Annotated in this window: 23 protein-coding genes; 5 read left to right on the top strand and 18 right to left on the bottom strand. The window is 55.5% G+C overall.

All coding sequences use genetic code 11. The features are described 5' to 3' along the window. Window positions 1–237 precede the first annotated feature (237 nt). The 3 genes from CRO33_RS22000 to CRO33_RS21990 all read left to right on the top strand — a co-directional run bounded on the left by CRO33_RS22000 (window position 238) and on the right by CRO33_RS21990 (window position 2,503). Complete coding sequence (locus tag CRO33_RS22000) at window positions 238–1,161, top strand: Kdo(2)-lipid IV(A) acyltransferase (protein ID WP_097119599.1); 924 nt, start codon at window positions 238–240, stop codon at window positions 1,159–1,161. Window positions 1,162–1,719: 558 nt separating this feature from the next. After that, complete coding sequence (locus tag CRO33_RS21995; RefSeq protein WP_034820172.1) at window positions 1,720–1,986, top strand: hypothetical protein; 267 nt, start codon at window positions 1,720–1,722, stop codon at window positions 1,984–1,986. Between the two features lie 118 nt (window positions 1,987–2,104). After that, window positions 2,105–2,503: a MysB family protein gene (locus CRO33_RS21990; RefSeq protein ID WP_034820175.1), complete on the top strand. Its 399-nt coding sequence runs from the start codon at window positions 2,105–2,107 to the stop codon at window positions 2,501–2,503. A gap of 3 nt (window positions 2,504–2,506) precedes the next feature. Here CRO33_RS21990 and CRO33_RS21985 read toward each other — a convergent pair whose 3' ends face one another. The 3 genes from CRO33_RS21985 to CRO33_RS21975 all read right to left on the bottom strand — a co-directional run bounded on the left by CRO33_RS21985 (window position 2,507) and on the right by CRO33_RS21975 (window position 6,962). Continuing rightward, entirely contained in the window at window positions 2,507–2,746 is a 240-nt protein-coding gene (locus CRO33_RS21985) for a YceK/YidQ family lipoprotein (protein WP_058959606.1), read from the bottom strand. A 138-nt stretch (window positions 2,747–2,884) separates the two neighbouring features. Beyond that, window positions 2,885–5,434, bottom strand: coding sequence for a glucans biosynthesis glucosyltransferase MdoH (gene mdoH / locus CRO33_RS21980; RefSeq protein ID WP_058959607.1), 2,550 nt, complete (start codon window positions 5,432–5,434; stop codon window positions 2,885–2,887). Further along, a complete protein-coding gene (locus CRO33_RS21975) occupies window positions 5,427–6,962 on the bottom strand; it encodes a glucan biosynthesis protein G (RefSeq protein ID WP_176505813.1) in 1,536 nt (511 codons plus the stop codon). The genes mdoH and CRO33_RS21975 overlap by 8 nt, the downstream gene beginning before the upstream one ends. A gap of 279 nt (window positions 6,963–7,241) precedes the next feature. On the opposite strand from CRO33_RS21975, the gene mdoC reads away from it, so the two are divergent. Beyond that, window positions 7,242–8,393, top strand: a complete 1,152-nt coding sequence (gene mdoC, locus CRO33_RS21970) for a glucans biosynthesis protein MdoC (RefSeq protein WP_097119598.1) — start codon at window positions 7,242–7,244, stop codon at window positions 8,391–8,393. Window positions 8,394–8,457: 64 nt separating this feature from the next. Here the strand turns inward: mdoC and CRO33_RS21965 are convergent, their stop codons facing one another. Beyond that, window positions 8,458–9,915 carry a phospholipase D-like domain-containing protein gene (locus CRO33_RS21965; protein ID WP_097119597.1) on the bottom strand — a complete coding sequence of 486 codons (1,458 nt, stop codon included), beginning with the start codon at window positions 9,913–9,915 and terminating at the stop codon, window positions 8,458–8,460. Between the two features lie 155 nt (window positions 9,916–10,070). Here CRO33_RS21965 and CRO33_RS21960 point away from each other — a divergent pair, with 155 nt between their 5' ends. Then, window positions 10,071–11,219 carry a beta-glucosidase gene (locus tag CRO33_RS21960; protein WP_097119596.1) on the top strand — a complete coding sequence of 383 codons (1,149 nt, stop codon included), beginning with the start codon at window positions 10,071–10,073 and terminating at the stop codon, window positions 11,217–11,219. Here the strand turns inward: CRO33_RS21960 and CRO33_RS24655 are convergent. The 14 genes from CRO33_RS24655 to CRO33_RS21895 form a co-directional block, all read right to left on the bottom strand. Continuing rightward, window positions 11,216–11,389, bottom strand: coding sequence for a hypothetical protein (locus CRO33_RS24655; RefSeq protein WP_166931874.1), 174 nt, complete (start codon window positions 11,387–11,389; stop codon window positions 11,216–11,218). The two genes, CRO33_RS21960 and CRO33_RS24655, sit on opposite strands and share 4 nt — an antisense overlap. Window positions 11,390–11,705: 316 nt before the next feature. Then, window positions 11,706–13,904, bottom strand: coding sequence for a TonB-dependent receptor (locus CRO33_RS21955; RefSeq protein ID WP_058959611.1), 2,199 nt, complete (start codon window positions 13,902–13,904; stop codon window positions 11,706–11,708). 357 nt (window positions 13,905–14,261) lie between these two features. Continuing rightward, entirely contained in the window at window positions 14,262–15,494 is a 1,233-nt protein-coding gene (locus tag CRO33_RS21950) for a beta-ketoacyl-ACP synthase (protein ID WP_097119595.1), read from the bottom strand. Beyond that, on the bottom strand, window positions 15,494–16,225 hold the full coding sequence (locus tag CRO33_RS21945) for a 3-ketoacyl-ACP reductase FabG2 (protein WP_034820202.1): 732 nt from the start codon (window positions 16,223–16,225) through the stop codon (window positions 15,494–15,496). Before CRO33_RS21945 ends, CRO33_RS21950 begins: the two co-directional genes overlap by 1 nt. Beyond that, window positions 16,222–16,695, bottom strand: coding sequence for an ApeP family dehydratase (locus CRO33_RS21940; RefSeq protein WP_097119594.1), 474 nt, complete (start codon window positions 16,693–16,695; stop codon window positions 16,222–16,224). Before CRO33_RS21940 ends, CRO33_RS21945 begins: the two co-directional genes overlap by 4 nt. Next, entirely contained in the window at window positions 16,688–17,845 is a 1,158-nt protein-coding gene (locus CRO33_RS21935; protein ID WP_097119593.1) for a beta-ketoacyl-[acyl-carrier-protein] synthase family protein, read from the bottom strand. The genes CRO33_RS21940 and CRO33_RS21935 overlap by 8 nt, the downstream gene beginning before the upstream one ends. Further along, the gene (locus CRO33_RS21930) at window positions 17,842–18,417 is read right to left on the bottom strand and encodes a DUF3261 domain-containing protein (RefSeq protein ID WP_097119592.1); all 576 of its coding nucleotides are present in this window, start codon (window positions 18,415–18,417) and stop codon (window positions 17,842–17,844) included. The genes CRO33_RS21935 and CRO33_RS21930 overlap by 4 nt, the downstream gene beginning before the upstream one ends. Continuing rightward, the gene (locus CRO33_RS21925) at window positions 18,414–20,735 is read right to left on the bottom strand and encodes an MMPL family transporter (protein ID WP_097119591.1); all 2,322 of its coding nucleotides are present in this window, start codon (window positions 20,733–20,735) and stop codon (window positions 18,414–18,416) included. Before CRO33_RS21925 ends, CRO33_RS21930 begins: the two co-directional genes overlap by 4 nt. Next, a complete protein-coding gene (locus CRO33_RS21920) occupies window positions 20,701–21,312 on the bottom strand; it encodes an outer membrane lipoprotein carrier protein LolA (RefSeq protein WP_097119590.1) in 612 nt (203 codons plus the stop codon). Before CRO33_RS21920 ends, CRO33_RS21925 begins: the two co-directional genes overlap by 35 nt. Continuing rightward, window positions 21,309–21,725: an acyl-CoA thioesterase gene (locus CRO33_RS21915; RefSeq protein WP_097119589.1), complete on the bottom strand. Its 417-nt coding sequence runs from the start codon at window positions 21,723–21,725 to the stop codon at window positions 21,309–21,311. The genes CRO33_RS21920 and CRO33_RS21915 overlap by 4 nt, the downstream gene beginning before the upstream one ends. Further along, entirely contained in the window at window positions 21,718–23,412 is a 1,695-nt protein-coding gene (locus tag CRO33_RS21910) for a glycosyltransferase family 2 protein (protein ID WP_097119588.1), read from the bottom strand. Before CRO33_RS21910 ends, CRO33_RS21915 begins: the two co-directional genes overlap by 8 nt. Beyond that, window positions 23,406–23,753, bottom strand: a complete 348-nt coding sequence (locus tag CRO33_RS21905) for an ApeI family dehydratase (RefSeq protein ID WP_097119587.1) — start codon at window positions 23,751–23,753, stop codon at window positions 23,406–23,408. Before CRO33_RS21905 ends, CRO33_RS21910 begins: the two co-directional genes overlap by 7 nt. Continuing rightward, complete coding sequence (locus CRO33_RS21900; RefSeq protein ID WP_097119586.1) at window positions 23,740–25,065, bottom strand: AMP-binding protein; 1,326 nt, start codon at window positions 25,063–25,065, stop codon at window positions 23,740–23,742. The genes CRO33_RS21905 and CRO33_RS21900 overlap by 14 nt, the downstream gene beginning before the upstream one ends. Then, complete coding sequence (locus tag CRO33_RS21895; RefSeq protein ID WP_097119585.1) at window positions 25,062–25,622, bottom strand: hypothetical protein; 561 nt, start codon at window positions 25,620–25,622, stop codon at window positions 25,062–25,064. The genes CRO33_RS21900 and CRO33_RS21895 overlap by 4 nt, the downstream gene beginning before the upstream one ends. Between the last annotated feature and the right edge of the window lie 4 nt (window positions 25,623–25,626).

Raw genomic sequence — 25,626 nt, 5'->3', positions numbered from 1 at the left:
TCAGCGCGCACATGATACCTGAATTCCGCTCGATGCAAAGCCCCTGGTCAGATAATCCTGAATGGCGTGATTACCGACGCAATTCTCCGCCGCAGTGGTAGATTAATGCGCAATCTGACTGCCTTACACCCGCCTGCAGGCTATGCTTGATTTCAGTCAGCACGAAAAAATGGCATAATCACGACAAATAACAGAAACCGGATTCTCTGGCACAAGACGTAGGATACTGACATTTCCATGACTCAACTTCCCCAATTTTCCCGTGAACTTCTTCACCCGCGTTACTGGCTGACCTGGATAGGTATCGGCTTTCTTTATCTGCTGGTGTTACTTCCTTACCCGGTGCTGCATACGACTGGCTGTGGCCTGGGCCGCATTGCCATGCGCTTCTTAAAACGTCGTGTGGAAGTCGCGCAACGTAACCTGGAACTCTGTTTTCCGGATATGCCTACTAGCGAACGTGAAGCCATGGTGAAGCACAACTTTGAATCGGTTGGCATGGGGCTGATTGAAACCGGTATGGCTTGGTTCTGGCCTGACTGGCGTATTCAAAAATGGGTGGCCACTTCCGGGCTCGAACATGTCAGCCATGCGCTTGCGGAAAAACGCGGCATTTTATTGATTGGCATGCATTTCCTGACGCTGGAGCTGGGTGCTCGCGTGTTTGGCATGCACAACCCAGGCATTGGCGTTTACCGGCCGAATGACAATAAGCTCATCGACTGGCTGCAAACCTGGGGACGCATGCGCTCAAATAAGAGCATGCTGGATCGCAAAGATCTCAAAGGCATGATTCGCGCCATGAAGAACAACGACATCATCTGGTACGCGCCTGATCATGATTATGGCCCGCGCAGTAGCGTGTTTGCCCCGTTCTTTGCCGTGCAGGATGCGGCAACCACCACGGGCACGCATATGTTGATTCGATTGGGCAATCCCAGCGTGATCCCGTTTCTCGCCCGCCGCCTGCCCAACGGACGCGGTTATGAGCTTAAAATGATGCCTGACATTCGCCATAAGTTCTCGCTCGAGAATGAACTTGATACCGCTATCGTGATGAATAAAGTGGTTGAAGAAACCGTTCTGTTGGCACCAGAGCAGTACATGTGGTTGCACCGCCGTTTTAAAACCCGCCCTGAAGGTCAACCATCGCTGTATTAATGTGATGTGGAGCACAGTCTGTGCTCCACGCTTTCCTGAAGAAATTTGCGTTATTTCACGACGATAGTCTGTCAATTTTAGTCAAACCGGACCAGTCTGAATTCAGGCTGATGGCATTGTTCGGTCCAGCTTTAACTTAATCCATGGAGCAGAATAACCTGTAGAAATGTAGAATATTCATCTTTGTTAACGAAATGTAAACAACAAAATGCGCATCTCTTTGAATTCTCATCCAGCAGCATCAAAAAGCTTCATCAATTGAAACAGGTGGTCACGGATCTAATTTTCACGCATTCCAGGCCTATTCCTATTTAATATTGCTGAATGCTTTTGCTCCGCTTATCAATCCAGTAAAATTAACTTACATAACAAGGTATTGTCTTAGTCCACCCCCTTTATATTCTGTTTCTACAAAAGGAGAGCTATGCTTATTCCTTTCTGGAATTTGTTAGCGAAATCGATTCCAGTTAATTTCAACCGTGACAGTTAGCCAAATAACTGCCCTTCTAAAAATATAAAAAGATTACACACAGCAAATATATCGCAGGAACCTATAATATGAATAAAGGCATCTATTACTACGTGACAATCAGTACCGATCAAGAGGGCTACCACCTCTTGCATCGGAAAGAGTGTAAACGTCTACCCGTTAAGGAGGATATGGTTTTTATCGGTACGCTCTATAATTTAAATCAGGCTTTATCAACCGCTCGTATTAATTTTAAAAAGGTGAAACCCTGTATTAAATGCTGCATTCGTTACTCTGCTCCTATTATTCGCGAGTCAGTACGTCCTGTACTGCATTTCCCGCAAAAGATGATCTAAACGGTTTGGGCGGTTGAATTGCATTCATCCGCCCGCCGTTATTCTATGCCTGCCCTGCACACTTCCATTTTTCGTCTATTCTTCTGTGAAATCCCTTTCAACAGACATGGAGTTCATTATGAGCTTGTACAGCACGCTTGAAGAAGCTATCGACGCCGCACGCGAGGAGTTTCTCGCCAGCCAGACGGATGTGCACGAGGACGATGCCAGCGTGAGCCAGTTCTCGCTACAAAAGTACGTGATGCAGGATGGTGACATCATGTGGCAGGCAGAATTCTTTGACGGTGAAGATGAGCAAGGTGAATGCCTGCCGATCTGCAGCGGCGAAGCAGCCCAGGCGATATTTGACGGCGATTTCGACGAGGTGGAACTGCGTCAGGAGTGGCAGTCGGAAAACACCCTGCACGAGTGGGATGAAGGGGAATTCCAGCTGGAGCCACCACGCGATCTCGAAGAGGGTGAAGCTGCGGCAGAGGAATGGGAAGATGACGATAGCCCATCGGATAAATGGGCGTAAGCGTTACTCGTAAGGGCCGTGGCTGGCATCGACGGGCAGCAACAGCGTGTCCATCACCAGCGAGAGTGGCAGATCAAGGATGGTCAGCACGCGCCATGGCCCGTCACGCACATCCCATTGCACACCGGGATAATACTGGCTGCCATGTCCCTGTCCTGGGATGGTTCGGCTGATAATACTGCCGCAGCCGCTCAACACGAGTGTGGTGGCACACAATAGGGTTAATTTAAGGAAATAATTCACAACATTTACTCACAATGAACTGGCGTTAGTTTAACCGGGTCACGGGTGGAATAACTACACCTGTGCGCGTAAAGATTGTGTTAGTCAGAATGTTGGCAAAAAAAAAGCGGCATCGCTGCCGCTTTTAAGTTTTCGAGGTTAGCGCTGTGGAAGCGCCTCAGGATTGAGTGTCAATTTCTGATAACTCTCCACCCATTGATGATATTTCTCTGCACTTTCCCACAGGCGTGAGTGCACGCGCGCCAGCACTACCGGGTCACTGATGAGCTGCAAACGCTGCTCGCGGTTCAGTTTCTCAGGCGCATCGCTCAGTGCCTGATCGACACGGCGGTCGCGTGCATGATCCAGCAACGCACTCTGTTTGTGACGCGACGTGGCCATTGCGGTTGCCAGTGCATTGAATGCCGGGTTGAATAAGGCATGCATAAAGCCATTCTTCAACGCCCGCTCGCGGTTCAACTGCAGGTAGTGATCGGTATCAACCAGCTCTTTTGGTGGTTCATACTCTTCCGGGATCAGGAACAGCTTCGCATTCTTACTCTTCTGTCCCACCGTTGCACGGCTCGACATCACCGACACAAACGGTGACAGAATCAGTGAGAACACAATCGGCGCCAGCCACCATAAGAAGTTCAGATCGAGCACACCCATACCGGCCGCCCAAACGATACCTAACAGCATCTGAGAACCATGACGACGGAAAGCTTCGCCCCATGGTGTAGCATCGTCATCACGCTGCGGTGAGTTCCACACCACTTCCCAGCCGAGGAACGCGCTGACCACGAATACCGTGTGGAAAAGCATACGCACCGGTGCCAGCAACACCGAGAACAGCATTTCCAGAATCAGCGAGCAGAACAGACGAATGGCACCACCATACGGTTTGGCACCTTTGAACCAGATCAACACCACACTGAGCAGCTTCGGCAGGAACAGCAGTACCAACGTGGTAGAGAACAGCGCGATCGCCAGATCAGGACGCCACTGCGGCCACACCGGGAACAGCTGGCGGGGTTGCAGGAAGTAGGTCGGTTCCATCAGCGTATGTACCACCTGCAACGCGGTGGACAAGGCGAGGAACATAAACCACAACGGTGCTGACAGATAAGACATCACACCGGTCAGGAACACCGCACGGTGAACCGGGTGCATCCCCTTCACCAGGAACAGTCGGAAATTCATCAGGTTACCGTGGCACCAGCGACGGTCTCGCTTCAGTTCATCCAGCAGGTTCGGCGGCAGCTCCTCGTAAGAGCCCGGCAGATCATAGGCGATCCACACCCCCCAACCGGCACGGCGCATCAGCGCGGCTTCAACGAAGTCATGTGACAGAATTGAACCGGCAAAAGAACCTTCACCAGGCAGCGGTGCTAACGCACAGTGCTCGATGAACGGCTGAACACGGATGATGGCGTTATGGCCCCAGTAGTGCGATTCACCCAACTGCCAGAAGTGCAGACCGGCGGTAAACAGCGGGCCATAGACGCGGGTCGCGAACTGCTGACAACGCGCATACAGGGTGTCCATGCCTGACGCTTTTGGCGACGACTGGATAATACCGGCGTTCGGATTGGCTTCCATCATGCGCACCAGTCCGGTGAGACACTCACCGCTCATCACGCTGTCAGCATCCAGCACCACCATGTAGCTGTAATTGCTGCCCCAGCGACGGCAGAAGTCATCGATGTTACCGCTTTTACGCTTCACACGACGACGGCGACGGCGATAGAAAATCTTGCCTGCGCCTCCGACATCACGCACCAGCTCCATCCAGGCTTTCTGCTCAGCGATGGCGATATCGGCATCGTAGCTGTCGCTCAGGATATAGACATCGAAGTGCTCGGCATTACCTGTGCGCTGCACCGATTCCCAGGTGGCACGCAGACCGGCGAATACGCGTTCAACGTCTTCGTTACAGATCGGCATGATCAGCGCAGTACGATGCTCCGGATTGAGCGGCTCATCACCCGTGGTCGAATACGAAATGCTGTATTTGTCGCGACCCATCATCAACTGCAGGAAGCCCATCAACGCGGTCCAGAAACCAGCGGACACCCAGCAGAACAGAATGGCAAACAGGAACAATATCCCGGTTTGCAAAATGTAAGGCAGGATCAGCTCTACCGACTGCAGCCAGTTCTGGTTAAACAACTCGATAGGATCGAGCAGCGTCCAGCCCTGATATGGCAGAATGGTTTTCATGTACCAGGTCGCCACTACCGTCTGTAAAATCGTCAGAATCAGCAGGACATAACGGCGCATAGAACCGACATGACGCCACTTATCTTCGGTCTTTTGCTCTTCCGCTGTGGCATAACGCGGCGTGGATTTTTTCCCACGCACAGAATCCCATGCACGCGCGATCGGGTTGGTGCGCCAGATCTCAGGGAACATCAGCGAGCGCTTCACTTTAGGCATCGCCTTCAGCGTGGTGCGGTCGAGATAATCCTTACTGAGTTGTTGACCCTCGGCCAGTGAATCCGGCCAGGCCATCTGTACGCGTGATGACACCGATTTTAGCGGCGCATCATCCGGGCGATCGCTGGCGGCAACATCTTGCCCCAGCGCCGTATGAATAGCGTGGAACGCCTGGGCATTCTGTAACGAATCACTCAGACGAGCGCGCCCCGCCGCATCAAGCGGCAGGGCCTCCACGTAAGATTGAGGTAAAAAAGTCGATTTATTCATTGGCAGGTAGCTGATAGCTCCAGGTTTCCGTCAATGTCTTGTCGCCGCTCACCAGCGCCGCACGCATTTCGGTCGGCTGCTTGTTATCTTTCACGCGCAGACGCAATACCAAACGCCAGCCTTTGGTCACCGGGTTGTAGCGCACACTCTGCTCAACCACGTCGGCGTTGTTGCCCACACTGACCTGAGGCGCGACCTGGGTATTGTCCGGTAATTTGCTCATCGCTTTACCGACGAAGTCGATGGTAAAGGCAATGGAGCCATCCGGCTGACGTACCAGGTTAGACTGCTTCACATCACCCGCAGAACGCAGCGTGTTTTTCACCCACGCCACATCATCCTGATGCAGTTGGTTTTCATCACGCGTGAAGTGCAGACGATACTGGAAGTTCATCTCTTTGCCCGGCTCAGGCAATGACTCTGGCGTCCAGAAGGCCACGATGTTGTCGTTGGTTTCATCGGCCGTTGGGATTTCGACCAGTTCAACTCGGCCCTTACCCCAGTCGCCCTGTGGCTCAACCCAACCGCTTGGACGCAGGTCGTAGCGATCGTCGAGATCCTGATAATGGCTGAAATCACGGCCACGCTGCAGCAAACCGAACCCTTTAGGGTTTTCCACGGTGAACGTGCTCACCGCCAGATGTTTCGGGTTGTTCAGCGGACGCCAGATCCACTCGCCGTTGCCAGCATGAATCGACAATCCGTTAGAATCGTGCAATTCGTTACGGAAGTTGGTCACCGGTGAAGGCTGGTTAGCACCAAACAGGAACATGCTGGTGAGTGGCGCAACACCCAGCTTGCCGACGTTATCACGCAGGTAAACCTTAGACTGCACATCCACCGTCGACTCTTTGCCCGGCTTGATAATGAAGCGATAAGCACCGGACGCACGTGGTGAATCCAGCAGTGCATAGATCACCAGCTGCTTGTCCTGAGGTTTTGGACGTTCAATCCAGAACTCTTTAAAGCGCGGGAACTCTTCACCTGATGGCAGTGCAGTATCAATCGCTAAGCCGCGCGCTGAAAGACCATACACCTGACCTTCGCCAATCACGCGGAAATAGCTGGCGCCCAGGAAACTGGTGATTTCGTCGTCTTTACCCTTTTTGTTTAAAGGATACAGTACTTTGAATCCGGCAAACCCGAGGTTCTTGACGGAATCAGCATCGTGTTTCACGTTGCCGAAGTTGAAATAGTCAGGGTTATATTTGATTTCACGTACTGATGAGGCGGTGACTTCATTAATTTTCACCGGCGTATCAAAATACATGCCCTGATGGTAAAACTCGAGCTTAAACGGCGTGCGCAGTTTGCCCCAGTATGCTTTGTCGTGGTTAAACTGGATCTGCTGATAATCCGCAAATTTCATATCACGAAACTGAGAGGGTAAATTGCTCTTCGGCGCTTCGTAACCCTTCCCTGCCAGCGCCTTGGCTTGTTTTGCTACATCATCAATGTTGAACGCCCAGCTATTGTTGGCGTACAACGCCAGCAGAACTGCCGCGCCTACCCAGCGCATTTTTACCAGTCCCACTTTTTTATTCACTTTATTTAGCACATCCCCCCCTTTCGTGTGCTCAGATCAAACCCGTTTATCTTAAAGGATTATTCGGTTTTCCGACAGCTTATGCACAAGATTGTTCCGCTGATTTGTAAGCTGAAAGTGTGCTTTTCGGATAATTAAACCCTTCAGGTTAAGATACAGAATCACCTGATAGTATACGCTGTTTACAGGCGGTAGAATTTTCATCCAGCATAATCCGGTTTCAGGGTGAAACCGGCAAGTAAACTGACAAATTGGAAGCTTATGAGTTCAGCAAAACCCGAACGCGAATATTTTCTCGACTCCATTCGAGCGTACTTAATGTTATTAGGCGTGCCCTTTCACGTCTCGTTGATTTACTCCACACAGCGCTGGGCCGTGAATAGCCACGATGCCTCAATGTGGTTAACCGTTTTGAATGACTTCATCCACGCCTTCCGCATGCAGGTGTTCTTTGTTATTTCTGGTTATTTTTCCTACATGCTTTACCTGCGCTATCAGCCACAACACTGGCTGAAGGTCCGCATGGAGCGTGTAGGTATCCCGCTGTTAACCGCCATTCCGCTCATTACCCTGCCGCAGTTTTTTATGCTTAAAAATCTGACCGACAAAGTGGGTCATTGGGATAGCTTTTCTTGGTATGACAAGTACAACACGCTGGCGTGGGAACTGATTTCTCACCTGTGGTTTTTACTGGTTTTAGTGATTCTGACGGCATTCGGCATGCTGACCTTCCGCTGGCTGAGCACTCAGCAGCGGAAGATTGATTATCAGCAGGTAGGCTGGGGGAAACTGACGCTGGCACTTCTGGCTTATGCATTGGTCTGGTGTCTGCTCCGCCGCGCGCTGTTTTATGCCGTACCGGCCGTGTTCGCCGACGGTCTGTTCAGCGTGGCCGTGATGCAAACCCTGACGTTCCTGCCGTTCTTTATGCTCGGTGCGCTGGCATGGAAACATCAGGCGCTGAAAGCCTTGTTTGTGCGCTTCAATCCGGTGATGTGCTTTGGCGCCATTGCGGTGTTTATCGCCTATAGCCTGAATCAACGCTACAGCAGCGGCGATGGCTGGCTGTATGAAATCGATGAGGTGATCTCAACCCTGATGGGACTTTGTATGCTGAATGTCTGCTTTAGCTTTGGCCACAAGCTGCTGAACAGCCACTCACCGCGCATCATGTATTTAGTGAATGCCTCACTGTTTATCTATCTGGTGCACCATCCGCTGACCATTTTGTATGGCATCTACGTCACCCCACACATTAGCAGCAACACGCTGGGCTTTTTTGTGGGCTTGCTGATGGTGTTTGGGATTGCTTTTACGCTGTACGAAATCCATCTGCGCATTCCGCTGTTGCGTTTCCTGTTCTCAGGTAAACCACAGCGCAATGAAGTTAAAACGCCCTCTGCTACACGGTAATCGGCATCAGCCCCCACAATGTGGGGGCGATTGTTGTCCGGTGCGCCAGCATGTCCTGCGGCATTTACAACAACCACTCCACCGGTAAGCGCCACACCAATCGCACCAACAGTCGTTGTATCCACGTACACTGCGGCTCATGCTTGTGCACCACCTCACCTGCTTCACCGGGATATTCAACCCAGTTCACCCGCCCCCAGTTGTCCAGACGCAGTGCCCAGGCGCGATCGCGCATCCCGGCAATAAAGCGCTGATGGGTTTGCTGCGCCAAAGCTTCACTCTCAATCACCAGTCCCATTTCGGTATTCAGCACCGCAGAGCGGGGATCAAAATTAAACGAGCCGATAAACACCTTTCGGTTATCGACGGTGAAGGTTTTCGCATGCAAGCTTGAGCCGGAATTACCGGTTAACCCACGGTCATGTGGGGCTTCACTGGCATTCGCTTGTGGCTTCATCTCATACAGCGCAATTCCATGACGCAGCAGCTTTTTACGCCAGCGCGCATAACCTGCGTGCACCACGGACACATCATTGGCCGCCAGTGAATTGGTGAGTATGGCGATTTTGACACCCCGCCGCTTCAGTGCGACCAGATGAGCCACGCCGGCACGCGTGGGCACAAAATACGCCGAAATGATATCGAACTGCTGTTGCGGTGTGCCAATCACCTCCAGCATGCGTTGCGGCAACAGGCTGGAACGTTTCGCTTTGCCAAGTCCCTTGCGCGGATCATCACTCAGCAGACGCGATTCGGCCCACGTCATCTGCATTGATCCCTGTTCCATTTGGCTGACAAAAGAAGAGTGCTCCAGCCGCGCCAGATAACGCTGAACGGCTTCACTCTGCTGCCACTCTGCCGGTAAACGCACTGCCTGATGGGCATCGCCCGAGACATCTACCACCGCGCGCAAGGGGGAAACCGCTTTGCTCTGCCAGTAGCGCTCGAAATCGTGCGCGACTTGGTGTACCACCGGACCAATCGCCAGCACATCCAAATCGGTAAACAGCGGCTCATCGCCAGTCCCGAAATATTCGTCGCCGATATTGCGCCCACCGACCAGTGTCACGGCCCCATCCACCGTCAGGCTCTTGTTGTGCATGCGTCGATTAAGTCGTGCGAAATCAGTCAGATAACCGAGCGCGCGCAGGGTGCGAAAGGAAAAGGGATTGAATAAGCGCACCGCAATATTGGGATGACGATCGAGTTCGGCCAGCGTGTCATCCAGGCCCGGCGTATTATTGTCATCTAATAGCAAGCGAACTTTGACGCCCCGTTCGGCGGCATCCAGCAATGCGCTAAATAACAGACGGCCAGACATGTCGTTGTGCCAGATGTAGTACTGCACATCAATAGTGTGTTGCGCCATGCCCATCAGCAGGTAGCGCGCGGCAAAGGCGTCTAAACCATCGTTGAGGGGATGGATGCCACTCATCTCGGGATGCAGCGCACAACGTGCATCAACAATCTCTCGTAACCCTTCGCCCGCTGGCGGCTGCTGAACGGATGCTGCTTCACTCATACCGAATCCCTGAATTCACTGGATCTATTATTGTTAGTCTTACCGCATCGGATGGCCATCAGAGATATCTGCTACCGCTCGCTGACGCGTCTTTAGTTTACAGTCTAGACTTAGGCGTGCGTTCTGCATCCGACGTTTACCGTGAGGAGAGGATGATGACTCAGCAATCCCCGCGCCATCACCCGCAGCTTTTCCGCAGTTTCTTCCAGGGTAGCTTCCCCTGCTCCACCGCCTGCCGCAGCGGGGGCCGTCGTATGGATATGGTGATCAGTAGTGGTCACGATATGTTACTGGAGAAAGATTACGCTGCGCTGGCGCAGGAAGGATTACACACTGCCCGCGACGGTGCACGCTGGCACTTAATCGAAGCCACGCCTGGTGAATATGACTGGCGCAGCTTTTTACCGATGGTCCATGCCGCCGCACGTCACGATATGCAAATCATCTGGGAGCTGGTGCATTTTGGCTACCCGGAACATCTCGATATCTGGCGTAGCGCCTTTGTCGATCATTTTGAGCGTTTCGCACGTGCCATGGCGCAGTTGATGCGTGATGAAGGCGTTGAACACCCTTTTTTCACCCCAATCAACCAAATCTCCTTTTGGTCATGGGCCGGGGCAGATGTTTCCTGGCTTGATCCCTATGCCAGCGAGCGCGGCCGCGAGCTAAAACGTCAGCTGGTACGCGCCTCGCTGGCGGCGATGCATGCGGTTCGCGAGGTTTATCCTGATGCGCGCTTTGTACTCACCGATCCGCTAGTGCAAATCGCCGCCGACCCCGACAACCCCGACAGCAAACCCTACGCAGATGCACAGCATCAGGCCCAGTTTGAAGCCTGGGACTGGATTGCCGGGCGTGATGCGCCAGAGCTGGGCGGGCGTGAAGACTTCCTCGATATTCTCGGCCTGAATTACTATCCCGATAACCACTGGTTCTTTTCCGGCGACACCATCCCTGCTGAACACGCCACTTATCAACCGCTGCATCGCCTGTTGTTGCAATGCTGGCAGCGCTATCAACGTCCATTGCTGCTGGCAGAAACCGGTGCCGAAGGAGACACGCGCGCGCCCTGGCTGCGGCATGTCACGGAACAGGCGCTGTTAGCGCTGGACGAAGGGGTGGCGCTGGAAGGCATTTCGCTCTATCCGGTAGTCGAATATCCGGCCTGGGCAGACGATCGACGTTCACCTGGCGCGCTGTTTGGCCTGGGCGATCCCAATGGCAATCGCACGCTACACGAAGCCCTGGCGTTAGAGCTACGCAGTCAGCAAATTAAGTGGCACAACCGGGAAAAACTGAATTAAGAGTGTTGCGTCGGATGAACTTTTGGCGGACAGGTTTGTACATCAAGCGTGGGATCGGCGGGATGGCGCACATCGGTCAGCCATGTCATGGTGAACAGGAACACCACGCCAATTAAACAGGCGGAGAGCAGGCCAATTATGGCAATCAGTTTGTCATCTCGGGCTTCCATCGACATCTCCTTGCAGGCTTCCATGAACTGTTGCTGACCTTAGCTCATCCATAACGTCACCATCAGGACGAAGATTATAAGGGTAACAGAGGTCACTGCAAGTACCACAATAGCGAAGTGCGCATCATCCAGAGATTGTCGTAAAGGCTCGTCGTGATCGTCAGGTGGCGCGGGTGAACTCATGTCGACTCAATAACAAAAGACTTTTGTGCGCGGGATTGCCGCACTGAGTGTAATGGAATGCGTGGCAAGGTACAGAATTATTTCAGTATGAAATGACAACAGGGACGCAATGGCGTCCCTGTTAAGAGCCGGATTAGAAATCGTAGCTCATGGAGACTTTCAAGGTGCGAGGGTCGCCCTGCACCAGATAGGTGCCAGTACCATCTACGTTGGCCCAGTATTTCTCATTGGTCACGTTATCCACACCCACGCGCCAGACCAGATCGTTCTGGCTGACCTTCATGCGGTAACGCACACCCAAATCGAGCGTGGTATAGCTACCCAGTTTCAACGTATTGGCTGAGTTAGCATACTGCGAACCGGAGTGATTCAGCATGGCTGTCGCGGTCAAACCATCAACAGGCTTGATGTCGTACTCAGCACCCAGCACATAGTTGTAACGAGGCACACCGATAGCCTGTTTGCCATCATAGGTGCCGCCGGAGGTTTTCGTCATCACTGGATCGATCCAGGTCGCACTGGCATTCAAGCGCAGACCCAGAACCGGCTCACCAAAGACGTTGGCTTCCAGCCCACGGTGACGCTGCTCGCCATCCATCACATAAGCGCCGTCGCTGTTTAACAGGCCTGATGGTTTCTTGATTTCAAAAAGACCTAACGATCCGCCCATACGACCGAAGTCGGTTTTCACCCCGATTTCGTTTTGCTTGGAGTGTGCAACACCCGTTACGCTGCCATAGTTAGTCGCGGTGTTAGGTGCCACGCTGCCTGGCTGTAACGCTTCGGTGTGGTTCGCGTAGAAGGACACCTGTTTCCACGGCTTATAAACCACGCCGTAAGTTGGCATCCAGCGATCATTGGTATAACGAGAACTGACATCTTCCGCGCCTGTTCCGTAAGCATAATTACGCACCACCACTTTCTGATGACGCGCACCCACGGTGAACAGCAGCGTATCGTCAAACACGCCTAATGTGTCACTCAGCAGATAACCTTGCGTACGTGTGCGGGCTGTCGTCAGCGGATCTGAGAATTTACCACCGGCGAAGGTCGCTGCCGGCTCTGCAACATCACCGCTGTTGTATATGTTGAACGGCGTGCCGACCAGCGACATGTTGTAGGCGTTTTTGGCATTGGTGGTTAATGCTGAATAGCCCACATTGACTTTATGACTGACGAAACCGGTGTGGAAATCACCGCGCAGACCCACCATACCGCTCATGTTGTCCTGTATGCGGTTGGAGTAGAAGCTGCTGATAGTGCCATCACCATTAGTGTCGGTAACCGTTGGCGAACCATAGTTACCGGTTTCGTGGGCGTGCTGCGCACCCAGTCCGGCATAGGCCGTCCAGCTATCGGTGATATCGTATTCCGCTTTCGCCATTCCGAATTCGGATTCCATATCGCTATACACCCATTTCTGGCTGTAGTTATGCGAATTGGAGGGAACTTCTGGAATGAAGTCGCCGAATTTCACGCCTTGCAGCGCATCATGATAGGTCTTTTTCTGATAGCCCACGTCCAGTGAGGTGCGCAGACGATCGCCACGATAATCCAGGCCCAATGATGCTGCCGTGGTGCGTTTCTTTTCGCCATCGACGCCAGTCTCACCTTCGCGATGAACTGCATTGAAACGTACGCCAAACTGGTTGTTATCACCGAAACGACGACCCACGTCCAGCGTTCCGCCGACCTGAGAAGAAGAGGTGTAATCCACGCCAACGCGGGTAATCGGCGTATCTTCCGCGTGCTTCGGCTCAAGGTTGATCATGCCACCGACGCCAGATGACGCCGCGCCGTTAACCAGGCTGTTAGCGCCTTTGAAAATTTCGACGCGATCAATCAGGGAAGCGTCCATCACCTGACGCGGCACCACGCCTGCCAGACCACCGAAGGTCATGTCGTCGCCATCCAATTCAAAGCCACGGATGCGATAAGCCTCGGCAAAGTTACCGTAGCCTTTAACATTTTGAACGCCTGCGTCATTACGCACCACGTCAGCGATGGTTTTCGCCTGCTGATCCTGAATCATTTTCGAGGTGAAGCCGATGACGTTAAACGGCACGTCCATGGCATTCTGCTCACCCAGCATGCCGAGGCGGCCGCCGTGGGCGATTTGCCCGTCGAGGTACGCGGGTACTAAATCATTGCCGCCGGATTTGAAGTCAGCTTGTGGCGTTGCGGTCACAGTCAGCGTCTGCTGCTCGTTTTTGGCCGCGGTTGAAGACGTTGTGGTGTTGGTGGTAGCAGCCATCACTGGCAAACAACCGGCACTGACCAGAACAGCAAGCAGCGTCGGTTTCAGTCCGGGATTGAAAGGCGAAGTACGCATGGATATCCCCTGATACGAAATATATTGATAATCATTTTTATTACGGTTTGCGATTATGCGGAGTGTTATTACGAAAGCAAGCAAAATCGCTGAACTTCCTCAACTCAGCGTGGTCAGATGCGCTTATTTGTTAAGAAAACGAAAACACCCTGCGCTAATTGCCCTGACCACTGTAATTTCACTCAGAAAATGTGGGGATTTAAGGCCGGTAAAAATAAGAGTACCGCGGCTTCGTTTATTGAAACCGCCGTCAGTCTGGGGGATTTAGGCGTTGTGACTTCGTTGATTGAAACCGCTGACTGTGTGGGAATTTAGGCTTCGCGGCTTCACTTATTGAAGCCGCTGACAGACGGGAATTCAGGCGTCGCGCCAACGTTTAAACACCAGTGAGGTGTTGATACCCCCGAAGGCAAAGTTGTTGGATTGAATATAATCGGTATCGATCGAGCGTGATTCGCCGATGATATAGTCCAGATCGCCACACTCTGCGGCGGGCTGCGTTAGATTCAGCGTGGGCGCAAACCACCCTTCTCGCATCATCTCAATGCTCATCCAGGCTTCCAGTGCACCACAAGCACCGAGCGTGTGACCAAAATAGCTTTTCAGCGAGGAGATTGGCGTGTCATTGCCAAAAATCGCCGCGGTGGCCTGACTTTCAGCGATGTCGCCGCGATCGGTGGCCGTGCCATGGGCGTTGATATAGCCAATCTGCTCCGGCGTCACACCCGCCGTTTTCAGCGCGCGTTCGATGCAGATCTGCATGGTTTCACGCTGCGGCTGGGTAATATGCGCCGCATCACAGTTGGTGTGGAAACCCACCAGTTCGGCGTAAATGGTGGCGCCGCGTGCCTGGGCATGCTCCAGTGATTCGAGGATCAAGGTTCCCGCGCCTTCGCCAATCACCAACCCATCGCGATGCTGATCAAAAGGTGACGGTGAAGAATGCGGTGCATCGTTGCGTTGGCTGGTGGCAAACAACGTGTCAAACACCGCCGCTTCGGAAGGACACAACTCTTCCGCACCGCCCGCCACCATCACGGCTTGATATCCATGGCGGATCGCTTCCCACGCATAGCCAATCGCCTGGCTGCCCGAGGTGCAGGCGCTGGAAGTCGGGATCACCCGGCCGCGCAGGCCAAAGAACAGCCCGGCGTTCACCGCCGTGGTATGCGGCATCATCTGCACATAGGTGGTGCCGGTAATGTTGTTGGTATGTTTTTCTGTCAGCATAGTGGCAAATTCACTGACCGGGCCGGTGCTGCCAGTAGATGAACCATAGGCAATACCGGTTTCCCCGCTGGTCAGCACCGGGTGATCGATCAAGCCGGCCTGTTCCAGCGCCAACTCGGTGGCGCGCGTCGCCATTAGCGACACTCGCCCCATCGAACGAATGCGTTTGCGCGTGTAGTGCGCAGGCAGTTCGAAGTTATCGACCGGGGCACCGAGCAAGGTGTGTAAGCCGTCGTAAATCTGCCATTCCGGCATTTTACGCACTGCATTTTGCCCCTGCTTAATGCGCGCAGCCACCGCTGGCCAGTTTTCACCAAAGGCAGTGACGCCCCCCATTCCGGTTACCACGACCCGCTGCATCACAGCATACCTCCATTAATTGAAATCACCTGACGCGTTACGTAGCCCGCAATATCCGACATCAAATAGCTGGCGAGCCCGGCGACTTCCTCAGCCGCGCCCATCCGTTTCATCGGGATGATTTTCAGCGCTTCGTCGATCACCATCGGCTCCAGATCCGTCATGCCGGTGTCAATCAAACCTGGCGCGATACAGTTCACGGTGATTTTGCGTTTTGCTAACTCGATGGCCAGCGCTTTGGTGGCACCAATAATCCCTGCCTTGGCCGCGCTGTAATTCACCTGACCGCGATTGCCCATGATACCGGACACCGAGGATAGGGTGACGATTCGGCCGCCTTTACGCAGACCAATCATCGGCATCACACAGGGATGAATCACGTTGTAGAAGCTGTCGAGGTTGGTGTGGATCACGCTGTCCCACTCATCTTCGGTCAGGGCCGGGAAAGCGCCGTCACGCGTAATACCGGCATTGTTCACTACGCCGTAATAGGCGCCGTGTTCGGCGATATCGTTTTCAATTGCCGTGCGTGTGGCTTCGCGATCGGCCACGTCAAACTGCAGAGTGCGCCCCACTCCGCCCGCATTCGTGATGTCCGCCAGCGTCTGTTGTGCACCCGCTGCATCACGGTGGTAATGCACCACCACGTTGAAACCATCCTGCGCCAGGCGAAGCGCAATGGCGCGGCCAATCCCTTTACTGGCGCCGGTCACTAATACGCTGCGCGTCATGCCTGCATCCCTTGTTGTAATTGGTTAAGTTCCTGTTCATCCGGCTGATAGGTATTCAGCCGACCGCTGGCAAGGACCGTATCCTGACTGCGGATCTCGCCTTCAAAGCTACCGAGCTTGTCGTCACGCATCAGCAGATGCATTTCCACCCGCAGCGTGCTGTCTGCGGCAAAGGTGGCAGCAGCGGCACGATAGCCGCGTCCCCCCAGTAACATGCCGGGGCGGATATTCCGATCGCCGCGCTGTCGGGCATGAAAGCCAGACCAGACGCCAACGGTCTGCGCCATGATCTCGACGCCAAACCACGCGGGCAGCTCGCCCTGCGCATTAAGAAACGGCGCGAGTACGCCCTGGTGGTTGATGGTCACTTCACACACCACACGCTCGTCGCTGACCTGAATCACGCGATCCAGCAGCAGCATCGGTGCACGGTGCGGCAGATAGTCGCCCACCGGCAGAAAATCAGTCATGAGGCTTTCCTACAATCAGGCAGGTGTTGTTCCCGCCAAAGGCAAAAGAGTTTGAGGCGATGATGGGACGCGCCAGCGGCTGTGGCAAAGTCAGCAGTCCGCAAACCGGCAGCGTGCTATCCAGGGTAGTGGCGCTAAAATCCTGCGCCGGTAACGCCAGATTCTGCTGCACGATGAGTGCCGCCAGCGCCGCCTCGGTCGCACCCGCCGCGCCGAGCGTGTGGCCCGTTAGGTGCTTAGTGGAACTACAGGGCACGCTATCGCCAAACAAACGATGAACCACGCCCGACTCGACCTGATCGTTGAGTGGTGTCGCGGTGCCGTGCAAATTAATGTAGCCGATATCCTGCGGCTGCAATTGGGCCTGCTTCAGCGCCATCTTCATCGCTTGCTCGGCGCCAATGCCTTCTGGATGCGGAGCCGACATATGCCATGCGTCTGATGACTCACCCGCACCAAGCAGCGCCAGCGACTGCGGCTCACGCGTCAGCAGCAGCAGCGCCCCCGCTTCACCGATAGAAATACCGTCACGTTCTGCGCTGAACGGTGCACACTGGCGTTCGGATAACGAATCCAGGCTGGCAAAACCGTTTATTGGCATGCGGCTCAATGAATCCGCACCGCCCACCAGCGCCACATCCACCAGACCGGCCTCAATCAAGCGCTGTCCACTGATCAACGCGCGTGCACTGGAGGAACAGGCAGTAGAAATCGTGTACGCCGGGCCGTCCAGTTCAAGGTAGTGCGCCAGGAAACGCGACGGATCGCCCAACTCCTGCATGCGGTAATCGTAACCCGGTAAGCCTCTGTCAACCTGACGATCGCCTTCGTCCACGCCCGAGGTACTGGTGCCCAGCACCACCGCGACACGTTCACCACCAAAGCGGGCAATCGCCGCATCCACGGCCGGACGGATCTGCGCCAGCACCGCCAGCAGCAGCTGATTATTGCGCGTGTTATGCGTGGCAAGTGCGGCGGGCACAGCTGGCAGTTCGCCCGGCACCTCGCCCAGCCAGCAGGTTTTACCTTGCTGCAACCAGCCTTCGCGCGGCTGCATGCCGGGTGCGTGGCCTGAGGTTAACTGCGCGGCAATCTGCTCCAATGAGTTGCCAAGCGCATTCACCATGCCAAACGCCGAAATGTAGATCATGACGATGCGTCCAGATGCTGGATTTGAATTTGATAACCGAAGGCGCGCTGATCGATGCTGATCGGTTCACGTACGGTTCCCCGTTGCAGGTAGCGAATCAACGTCACCACGTTACCGGCAGGATCGCGCAACTCACGACGATCGCCCTTGTCGATCAACTGCCAGCCTGGCGGCAACTGCGGCTGCCACGCACTCAGCGGCCAGTGGCTCAGCATGACATCTGCCAGCACCTGGCTGGCTGGCGGCATTTCGGGCAGCGCCATCATCTGCTGCGTATGAATCCCGTTTTTATCATAGGTCACACGGAACAAGCGAATGCCCAGCGAGGACAAACCCGCCAGGCTGATTTGCTGTGAATCGGCGCTTAACAGCACCAGCAGTGACTGGGTTTTACCTTTGGCGTGGCCGGTCAGCAGTTGCTGCTGCTGAAACGCGGGTGAAATGCCCGGCGCAGGCAACGTGACGCGCACGCCCGGTTTCAGCCACGCGGTGGGCCGTTCGGATGGGCTGTCATGCTGCGCACAACCGCTTAACAGCAGGCTCAGCATCAACAACAAAGCACCTGTTTTCATCGTTGCTTCCTTTTCCCTGGTGCCAGCGCCAGCGGCGCTAACAAGAATGCACAAAAGATCCCGCTGCACAGCACCGTACCAAAACCACTGATCGCCGCTGTGCTGCTGAACACCAGCATGCCCAGCGTCAGCAGTGTGGTCATCATCGCCAGCGTGACGGCCAGCATAGAGGTCAGCGGCGTACCGCGCGGATTACTGAAGAACAGCGTGTAATTGATGCCGATGCCCAGCACCAGAATCAGCGCCAGCAAGGCAAATAAGTTCAGGCTGGCGCCAATCCAGCCTAATGTTGCCAGCGCTGCCGCCAGCGACAGCCAGGAAGGCAAGGCGCTGCGTAAACCCGCTTGCAGGCCAAGGCGCACGATGTAACTGACGGTGATCAGCAACAACGCCAGCGCCAACAGGCCACTCAGCAGCGTACGCCAGAAACGGAACAGTTCATCGTAGCTGGCTTTGCGATCGACCCAGCTCACGCCCGCCTGCTGCGTTGCTAAATCGAGTAACGCCGCACTGTTTTTCACGCCATTGACCGGCACCAGCACGCTGCTGCGTCCATCCGGCAGCGACAACCACAGCAAACGCCAGCCCTCGCTCAGCGGACTTGCCAGCCAGTCATCGGCATTGACTGGCATCGCCGCAAGATCGGCATTGGCTAACGTGATTCCCGCCTGTTTTAACCGCGTCAGGATATTCGGCGCAGCCTGCTGCAACAGCTGCAGATCCTGCTGTTGCTGATCCAGCGAATTAAGCGGCAATACGCGATAACCTGCCATCCAGCCCTGCTGCTGCGCCAGTTGTAGCTTGGGTGTCAGTGCGCTGAGACGTTGCAATGCCTGCTGCTCGTTATCCCCCCACACCACGAACCAGGTTTGGTCGGCCTGTTGTCCCGTGAGCTGTGCCAGTTGCCGATCCTGAGCCAGCAATTTAGCCGGAGCGCTCTGCAGATGAGCAATATCGTCATCGACGCGCAGCTGAATCATGCCGCTCAATGCATAGAGCGCCACCAGCAGTGGCAATCCGACTTTTAACAGCGTGTTGCGGCGCCATGCCGCTAACCAGCGCGCCAGCCACACCATACCGGGAATCGGTCGCACCGGCAGGCCACGCACCAGCCATGGATAAAAACAGATCACCGTCAGGCAAGATGCACTTAACCCGCTGGCGGCGAACACCGCCAGTTGGCGCAAACCGGGGAACGGTGCCAGCAGCATCAGCAACCAGGCAATCGCCGTGGTGCCCAGTGCCAGCAGTAACGTGGCGCGCACTTTATGCAGGCTTTGCCACGGCGTGTTTTGTTCGCCGTGTACCATGCGTTCCGTCAGATAGTACAAGGTATAATCGGCAGAGATGCCGACAATGCTGAGGCTCATCACTAAAGTCGTGAGATGCAGCTCACCAAAAAAGATCAAGGTCAGCACCGTACCCGCCATCGCGCCTATCGCCACCGAGAGCGCACACAGCGCCAGGGGCCGCAGCGAGCGGAACACCAGCCACACCAGCAGCAGCAAGCCGGCCAGTGTGACGCTGCCGAGCGTCTCGACATCATGCTGCGCGCGCTGGCTGGCATCATCGCTAAACAGCACTGTGCCACGCGTTAACAGCTGCGCATCTGGCCAGCGCGTTTTTAACTGCTGTTCAAGCTGGTTGAGGGCGGTCACCAACTGATGACTTTGCTGAATGCTAAAGGCATTGCTCGCCAGTTCACCGTGCAGGAAATACCAGCGGCGCTGCTGGGCGTCATTCACGGTTAACCAGCCGTTATGCAGTACCATTTTGCTGGCATTCTGCTGCAGTGCCAGCTGCGCGCCACGCACCAGCATCAGCGGATCGTTTTGAATTTCTTTACTGCTCACACCGGCAAACGCTGAAAACAGTTGCGCCAGAATCCAGTCGGCTTGTGCCGTACCGCCGTTTTGCAGACGGGCGCGCGTTAACGGATCGATCAGGCCGTTACGATGCTGGAAGGCGTAGGTGCCCCAACGCTGCATCTGGTCATCATCCAGCGCACCGCTCACCTGTTTCAGCATCGGCAGCGCCTGCAGCTGCGCTTGCCACCACTCTGCCGCTTCATCGCCGTGATCGTTATCGGCGCTCACCAGCCACACCAGCTGACGATCCAGCCGCTGCATAAAGCCTTGCTGGATTTCAGCGGGTGCCTGCCCCAGATTTTGTTGCGGCAGTAAAGCCAGCACGCTGCTGTTCAGCTGGCTGCGCGGCAACAGGATGGCCAGGGCCACCGCCAATGCCAGACAAACCGCCAGCCACAGCAGCGCAGCGGTTTTCTCACTGCGCTGGGGCAAAACGCGCTCGCTCTTCATCAGTCAGTTGTTTCGGCTTGGTGCGGGTATCACTTAAGGTGATGGCGGTTTTATCGCCCTGCTTATCATCCAGCGTAATGCTGTTAAGGAAGGCTGCACCTTGTAGATCGATGCGATTGAAGATTTTGTTCAGCGGTGCCGCCTTAGGCGTCAGGCTGAGCTGCCACTGGTCATTCCCTTTATCATGGAAATCGAGTTCAAAATTCTCGCGCAGCACCTTTTCGTCGGCCTGAAACAAGGCGCGCAGCAGATGATTGAACTGAAACATCTGCGGATTGCTGTCGGCGGTGATCACCTGCGGCAGCTGACCGCTCATGCTCTGCACCATGCGCTTATCATCGAGAATCAAGGTCATCACAAACGGCGTGGCCTGATGCCACCACAAACCTTGTTGCTGGGCGATTAATAACTGGCCACGCGACACCAGCGGCTGCGACATACCAGAAATGGTACGCACCTGCTCGAAGTTGGCGCGGATCACCGGCTGGCTGGCAAAACGCTGCTGCAGCTGATCCAACGTGATGGCCTGTGCGCTGGCACACAGCAACGTCAGCATCAGACAAAGAGTTCTGATCACGGTTTGACTCCCAGGCGTTCAAATAAAATATCGGGTGAAACGAAATTCATTTCCTGACTTGCCGCATCAACCGCCACCTGCAGCGTGTGTGCTTTGGTGGTGATCTGGCCCGCCACATTGCGGATGACATAATCGATACGCAGGCGGTTTTCGTATTCGGTAATGCGGGCTTCCACGCGGATCACCTCTTCACAGCGTAACGGCTGGCGATATTTGACACGCGTATCTACCACTGGCCAGACAAAACCGCTGGCGGTCATCTCACCGTAGCTGTAGTTGATGCTGCGCAGCAGCGCTTCACGCGCCACTTCAAAAAAGCGGAAATAGTTGCCGTGCCACACCACGCCCATCGGGTCGCAGTCGTGGAACGACACGGTTAATTCAACCTCAGCGCGCCAGATATGTTCACTCATCGCGGCTCTTCTCCTCTGGTAACGTCCAGAAATCGTAAAAGTTAAACCAGTCCAGCGGCGCCATCAGCGCATGCTGCTGCAGTCGTTCGGCATAGCGATCCACCGTGGCCTGCAGCGCCGCCTGTCGTTGGGCGCGCGGCAGCAGGATCGGATCGGCAAAGGGTTCACAATGCACTCGCAGTCTGCCCTGTTCCCGTAAGGCAAACATCAACAGCACCGGACAGCGTAAGGCGGCGGCCAGGACAAAAGGCCCCTGCGGAAACGGTGCCGGACGGCCCATAAATGCACTCCACACCACGCGGCGTTCGCCCCCGCGCTGACGATGCACGGCGGTACGATCGCCGACAATCGCCACCCATTCCCCGGCATCCAGTTTTTGCTGCAGCAGGATGGCCGTATCCGGGCCGATATCGGTGACCGGCATCAGATTCACCCCGGCCTGCGGTGCAATGCTCTCCAGCACCTCGCGAAAGCGCTGGGCGTTATCGGTAAACACCAGCGCATTGATCACCAGCCCACTGACCTGCTTTGCCATGGCGCGGCAGGCCTCGATATCACCCAGATGCGACGCGAGGATCAAATGTCCTTTGCCCTCCGCAGCACGGATGACCGCTTCGGCACCCGGCGCAAAATCAATATCGCGTCCCCACTGCACCTCTCCGCGCCAGCTGGCGACTTTGTCCAGCATGCTGTAACCAAAGCGCAGAAAGTGGCGATAGCTATTGATCGGCGTCCGCAGGGCAATCTGCTGTTTACTGGCTTCTGCCTGCACCCGCGTCAGCCATTGCTGAGAAGCGGTACGCGCCTCACGTCCGCTCAACCAGTAAACCGCCACCACCGGCCATAGCAACAGCACAAACGGCAGCCGCCCGGCGCGACGATACAACCACAGCATAAAACGCAACCCGCTCTGACCCCGACGTTCGGGCGTGGCGGCCCAGTGCTGCGCCGTTTTACCCCGGCTCAGTAACTGTGGGATGCGCAGCACCATGCCAAAGAACAGGCGCGTGTGCATCCATGAGATACGCAGGTTGTCGTGCAAGGCATCAAAATGTGACAGGCCACTTTCCGGATAGGTGACGCGCGTGCTGATAAAGCGGCTCGGCGTGCCCTGCCAGTAGAGTCGCACCATGATTTCGGTGTCGAAATCCATGCGCTGGCCAATCGGGTGGCGATCGCAGAGTGCCAATGAAGGTTGCAGCGGGTAGACGCGAAAACCGCACATGCTGTCTTTTAGCGAGAAGGAGAGCGTTTCAATCCACACCCAAAAATGGGTGATGTAACGGCCATACAAGCGGGATTTCGGAATGGAATCATCGTAAACAGGCTGGCCGGAGATCAGGCAATCGGGATGGCTTTCCGCTTCCGCCAGCATGCGCGGCGTGTCTTCCACCTGATGCTGACCATCCGCGTCGAGTTGTAGCGCGTGGCTGTATCCTGCTGCGGCGGCCCGGCGCATCCCGGCGATTACCGCCGCACCTTTGCCCTGATTAACCGGTAAGGTGAGGATATCCAGCTGTGGAGCCTCAAGGTCAGCGATCTGCTGCTGAGTCTGCGTATCACTGCCGTCATCGACGATAATCACCGGCAGATTAAAGGGAGCCAGCCGCGCCAGCACCGAGGCCAGCATGGCGCCGTGGTTGTAGCAGGGAATCAGCACACAGGGTTTGAAAGGCGCATTCAGCACAGGCGAATCTTCCCGCTGCTGGCAATCTCAGTGCTGTCCGCGTAAATCAGGCTGTAGCTGAAGCTCAGCAGTGATTTGTCTTCCTGCCAGCTCAGCTGCAGCTCTAGCTTCGCATCAGGCGGCACCGGCTGCTGAAACTTGATGTTCTCAATTGAACGGAAGTGTTTACCGATGGCCAGGCGTGACAGGCCGTAATGTAAAGCCCAGTCGAGCTGCGCCACGCCGGGTAAAATCGGTAAGGTCGGGAAGTGGCCGCGGAACCAAAACAGATCCGCGGCAGCATGCAGGCGCAGCGTCATTGTTGCGCCCTGCTGCAGGGCGTTGAGTTCAACCGGCAACATCAAACAGTTCCTCAATTTGGGGCCAGGCGCGTTTACTCTGCGCCGTAACCGGAATCGCGTTGACGACACGCCAGTAACGCGGCATGGCGACTGGCTCCAGCCAGGGTTGTAGCGCGATTTTCCATTGTTTCTTGCGTTGGGTCAGCGTTGCGGCATCCAGCGTGTCCGGCAAAGCCAGCACCACGCCAATCGCCTGGCGTCCGTGACGCTGAATCGCCAGAGCGGCCGCGTCTTCTACGCCGGGTAAGGCCAGCAGTCTTCGCTCGATCTCACTGAGTGAAACGCGCTTATCTTCTATCTTCACCACCCGATCCTGACGCCCCGCCAGCTGAAATACGCCGGAGGGCTGTTGCACGATGCGATCGTCGAGCGGCCAACCTTCAGGGGTTTCCAGCAGAGCTGAAAACACCCGCCAGCCGGCTTCCTGCTGTACCAGCTTAACTTGGGGGAAACAGTGCCACGGGGCGTTTTCCGCCTGCACACAGCGCCAGCCGATCACGCCAGTTTCGGTGCTGCCGTAAATCTCATCCACCGCACACTCAAAGGCGCGCTGAGCGTGCTGTGCATCAGCCCAGGGCAATGCCCCGCCAGCCGAAACAATCAGCGCACATGAAGGTGCATCCAGGGCAGAATCCAGGCGACGCAAAAAAGCCGGGCTACTGATAAAGGCATAGCGACGATCGCGACGCTGATCGGCGAGCTGTTCACCGTAAAAAATTTGCTGAGCGGCAAGTGGCAAGCTCAGCGCCATCGGCAACACAATGCGAAACGTCAGGCCATACAGATGTTGATGGCTCACTGACGCAATCACGTGGCATTGCTGCAGACGGTCGGCCCATAACGCTGCCAGCCATTGCGCTTCAAGATCGAGTGCACGCAGTGATTTCACCACGCGACGCGGCGTCCCGGTGGAACCGGAGGTGAATAGCACCAGTTCGGCATCTTCGGCGATGGCAGGCAGTTCGCCCAGCGCCAGTGCACCGTCCCAGCGCAATTGTGGCAGGGACACCGCCAGCGGCATATCGCTGATCACGCCATCCAATTGTTCTGCCATCTCTTCCAGCTGCGCGGCCCGACAATGTCCGGGGATCACCGGGGTTTTACCGGCGTGCCATAACGCCAGCAGCGCCGCCGTGAAGTGATAACTGTTATCGAAGCACAACGCCCAGTGCTGACCCGGCTGGCTTTGGAGTTTTTCCATTAACGCCAGCACCTGCTGACGCATCTCCGATAACCAATGCTGTTGCTGCCCTTGCCAGGCCACCACGCGATCCGGCGCAGCCAGCCAGTCGCGGATACTCACCACCTTCATGCCTTGTTCCTCATACGCTGACGCAGCAACCATTCGCCGCCCATCAGCGTGCCCATCAGCAGATAGCTGATGCACCCATTCCAGAGTGTCCACAGCGAGAGATCATTGAGCAGGCAAGTGACCAACGCCACGCTGCCATTAATAATGAAAAATCCACACCATACCTGTGTCACGCGCCGCGTATAGCGCACGGCCCGCGCGGGGAAATCCGCTTCACGCAGCCGCGCTAAACGCTCGACCAGCGGCATCGGGCTCCACAAAGATGTGCCAAACAGCAGCAGCATCAGCCCATTCACCACCACCGGATACCACAGCAACAAATGCTGACTGCGCAACAGCATGCTGGCGAGGCACAGTAAGGTCCCCACCAGCGCCAGCGACAGCATCACTCGCCCCATCGCGCCCTGCGCATGACGTAACTGCCAGATGCGCCAGCCAAACAGCAGGGCTAACACAGCAATCACGCCGCGCCATTGCGGATGGGTGACGGCAAGCCACACCAGAAACGGCCAGGCCAGCAGGGCCAGACCATTTATCAGGCGCAGAAAGGCTGGCATGCCG

Origin of the sequence: Pantoea sp. GL120224-02 (assembly GCF_900215395.1) — a bacterium.
Classification (GTDB): domain Bacteria; phylum Pseudomonadota; class Gammaproteobacteria; order Enterobacterales; family Enterobacteriaceae; genus Pantoea; species Pantoea communis.
This window is presented reverse-complemented; position numbering and strand designations above follow the sequence as displayed.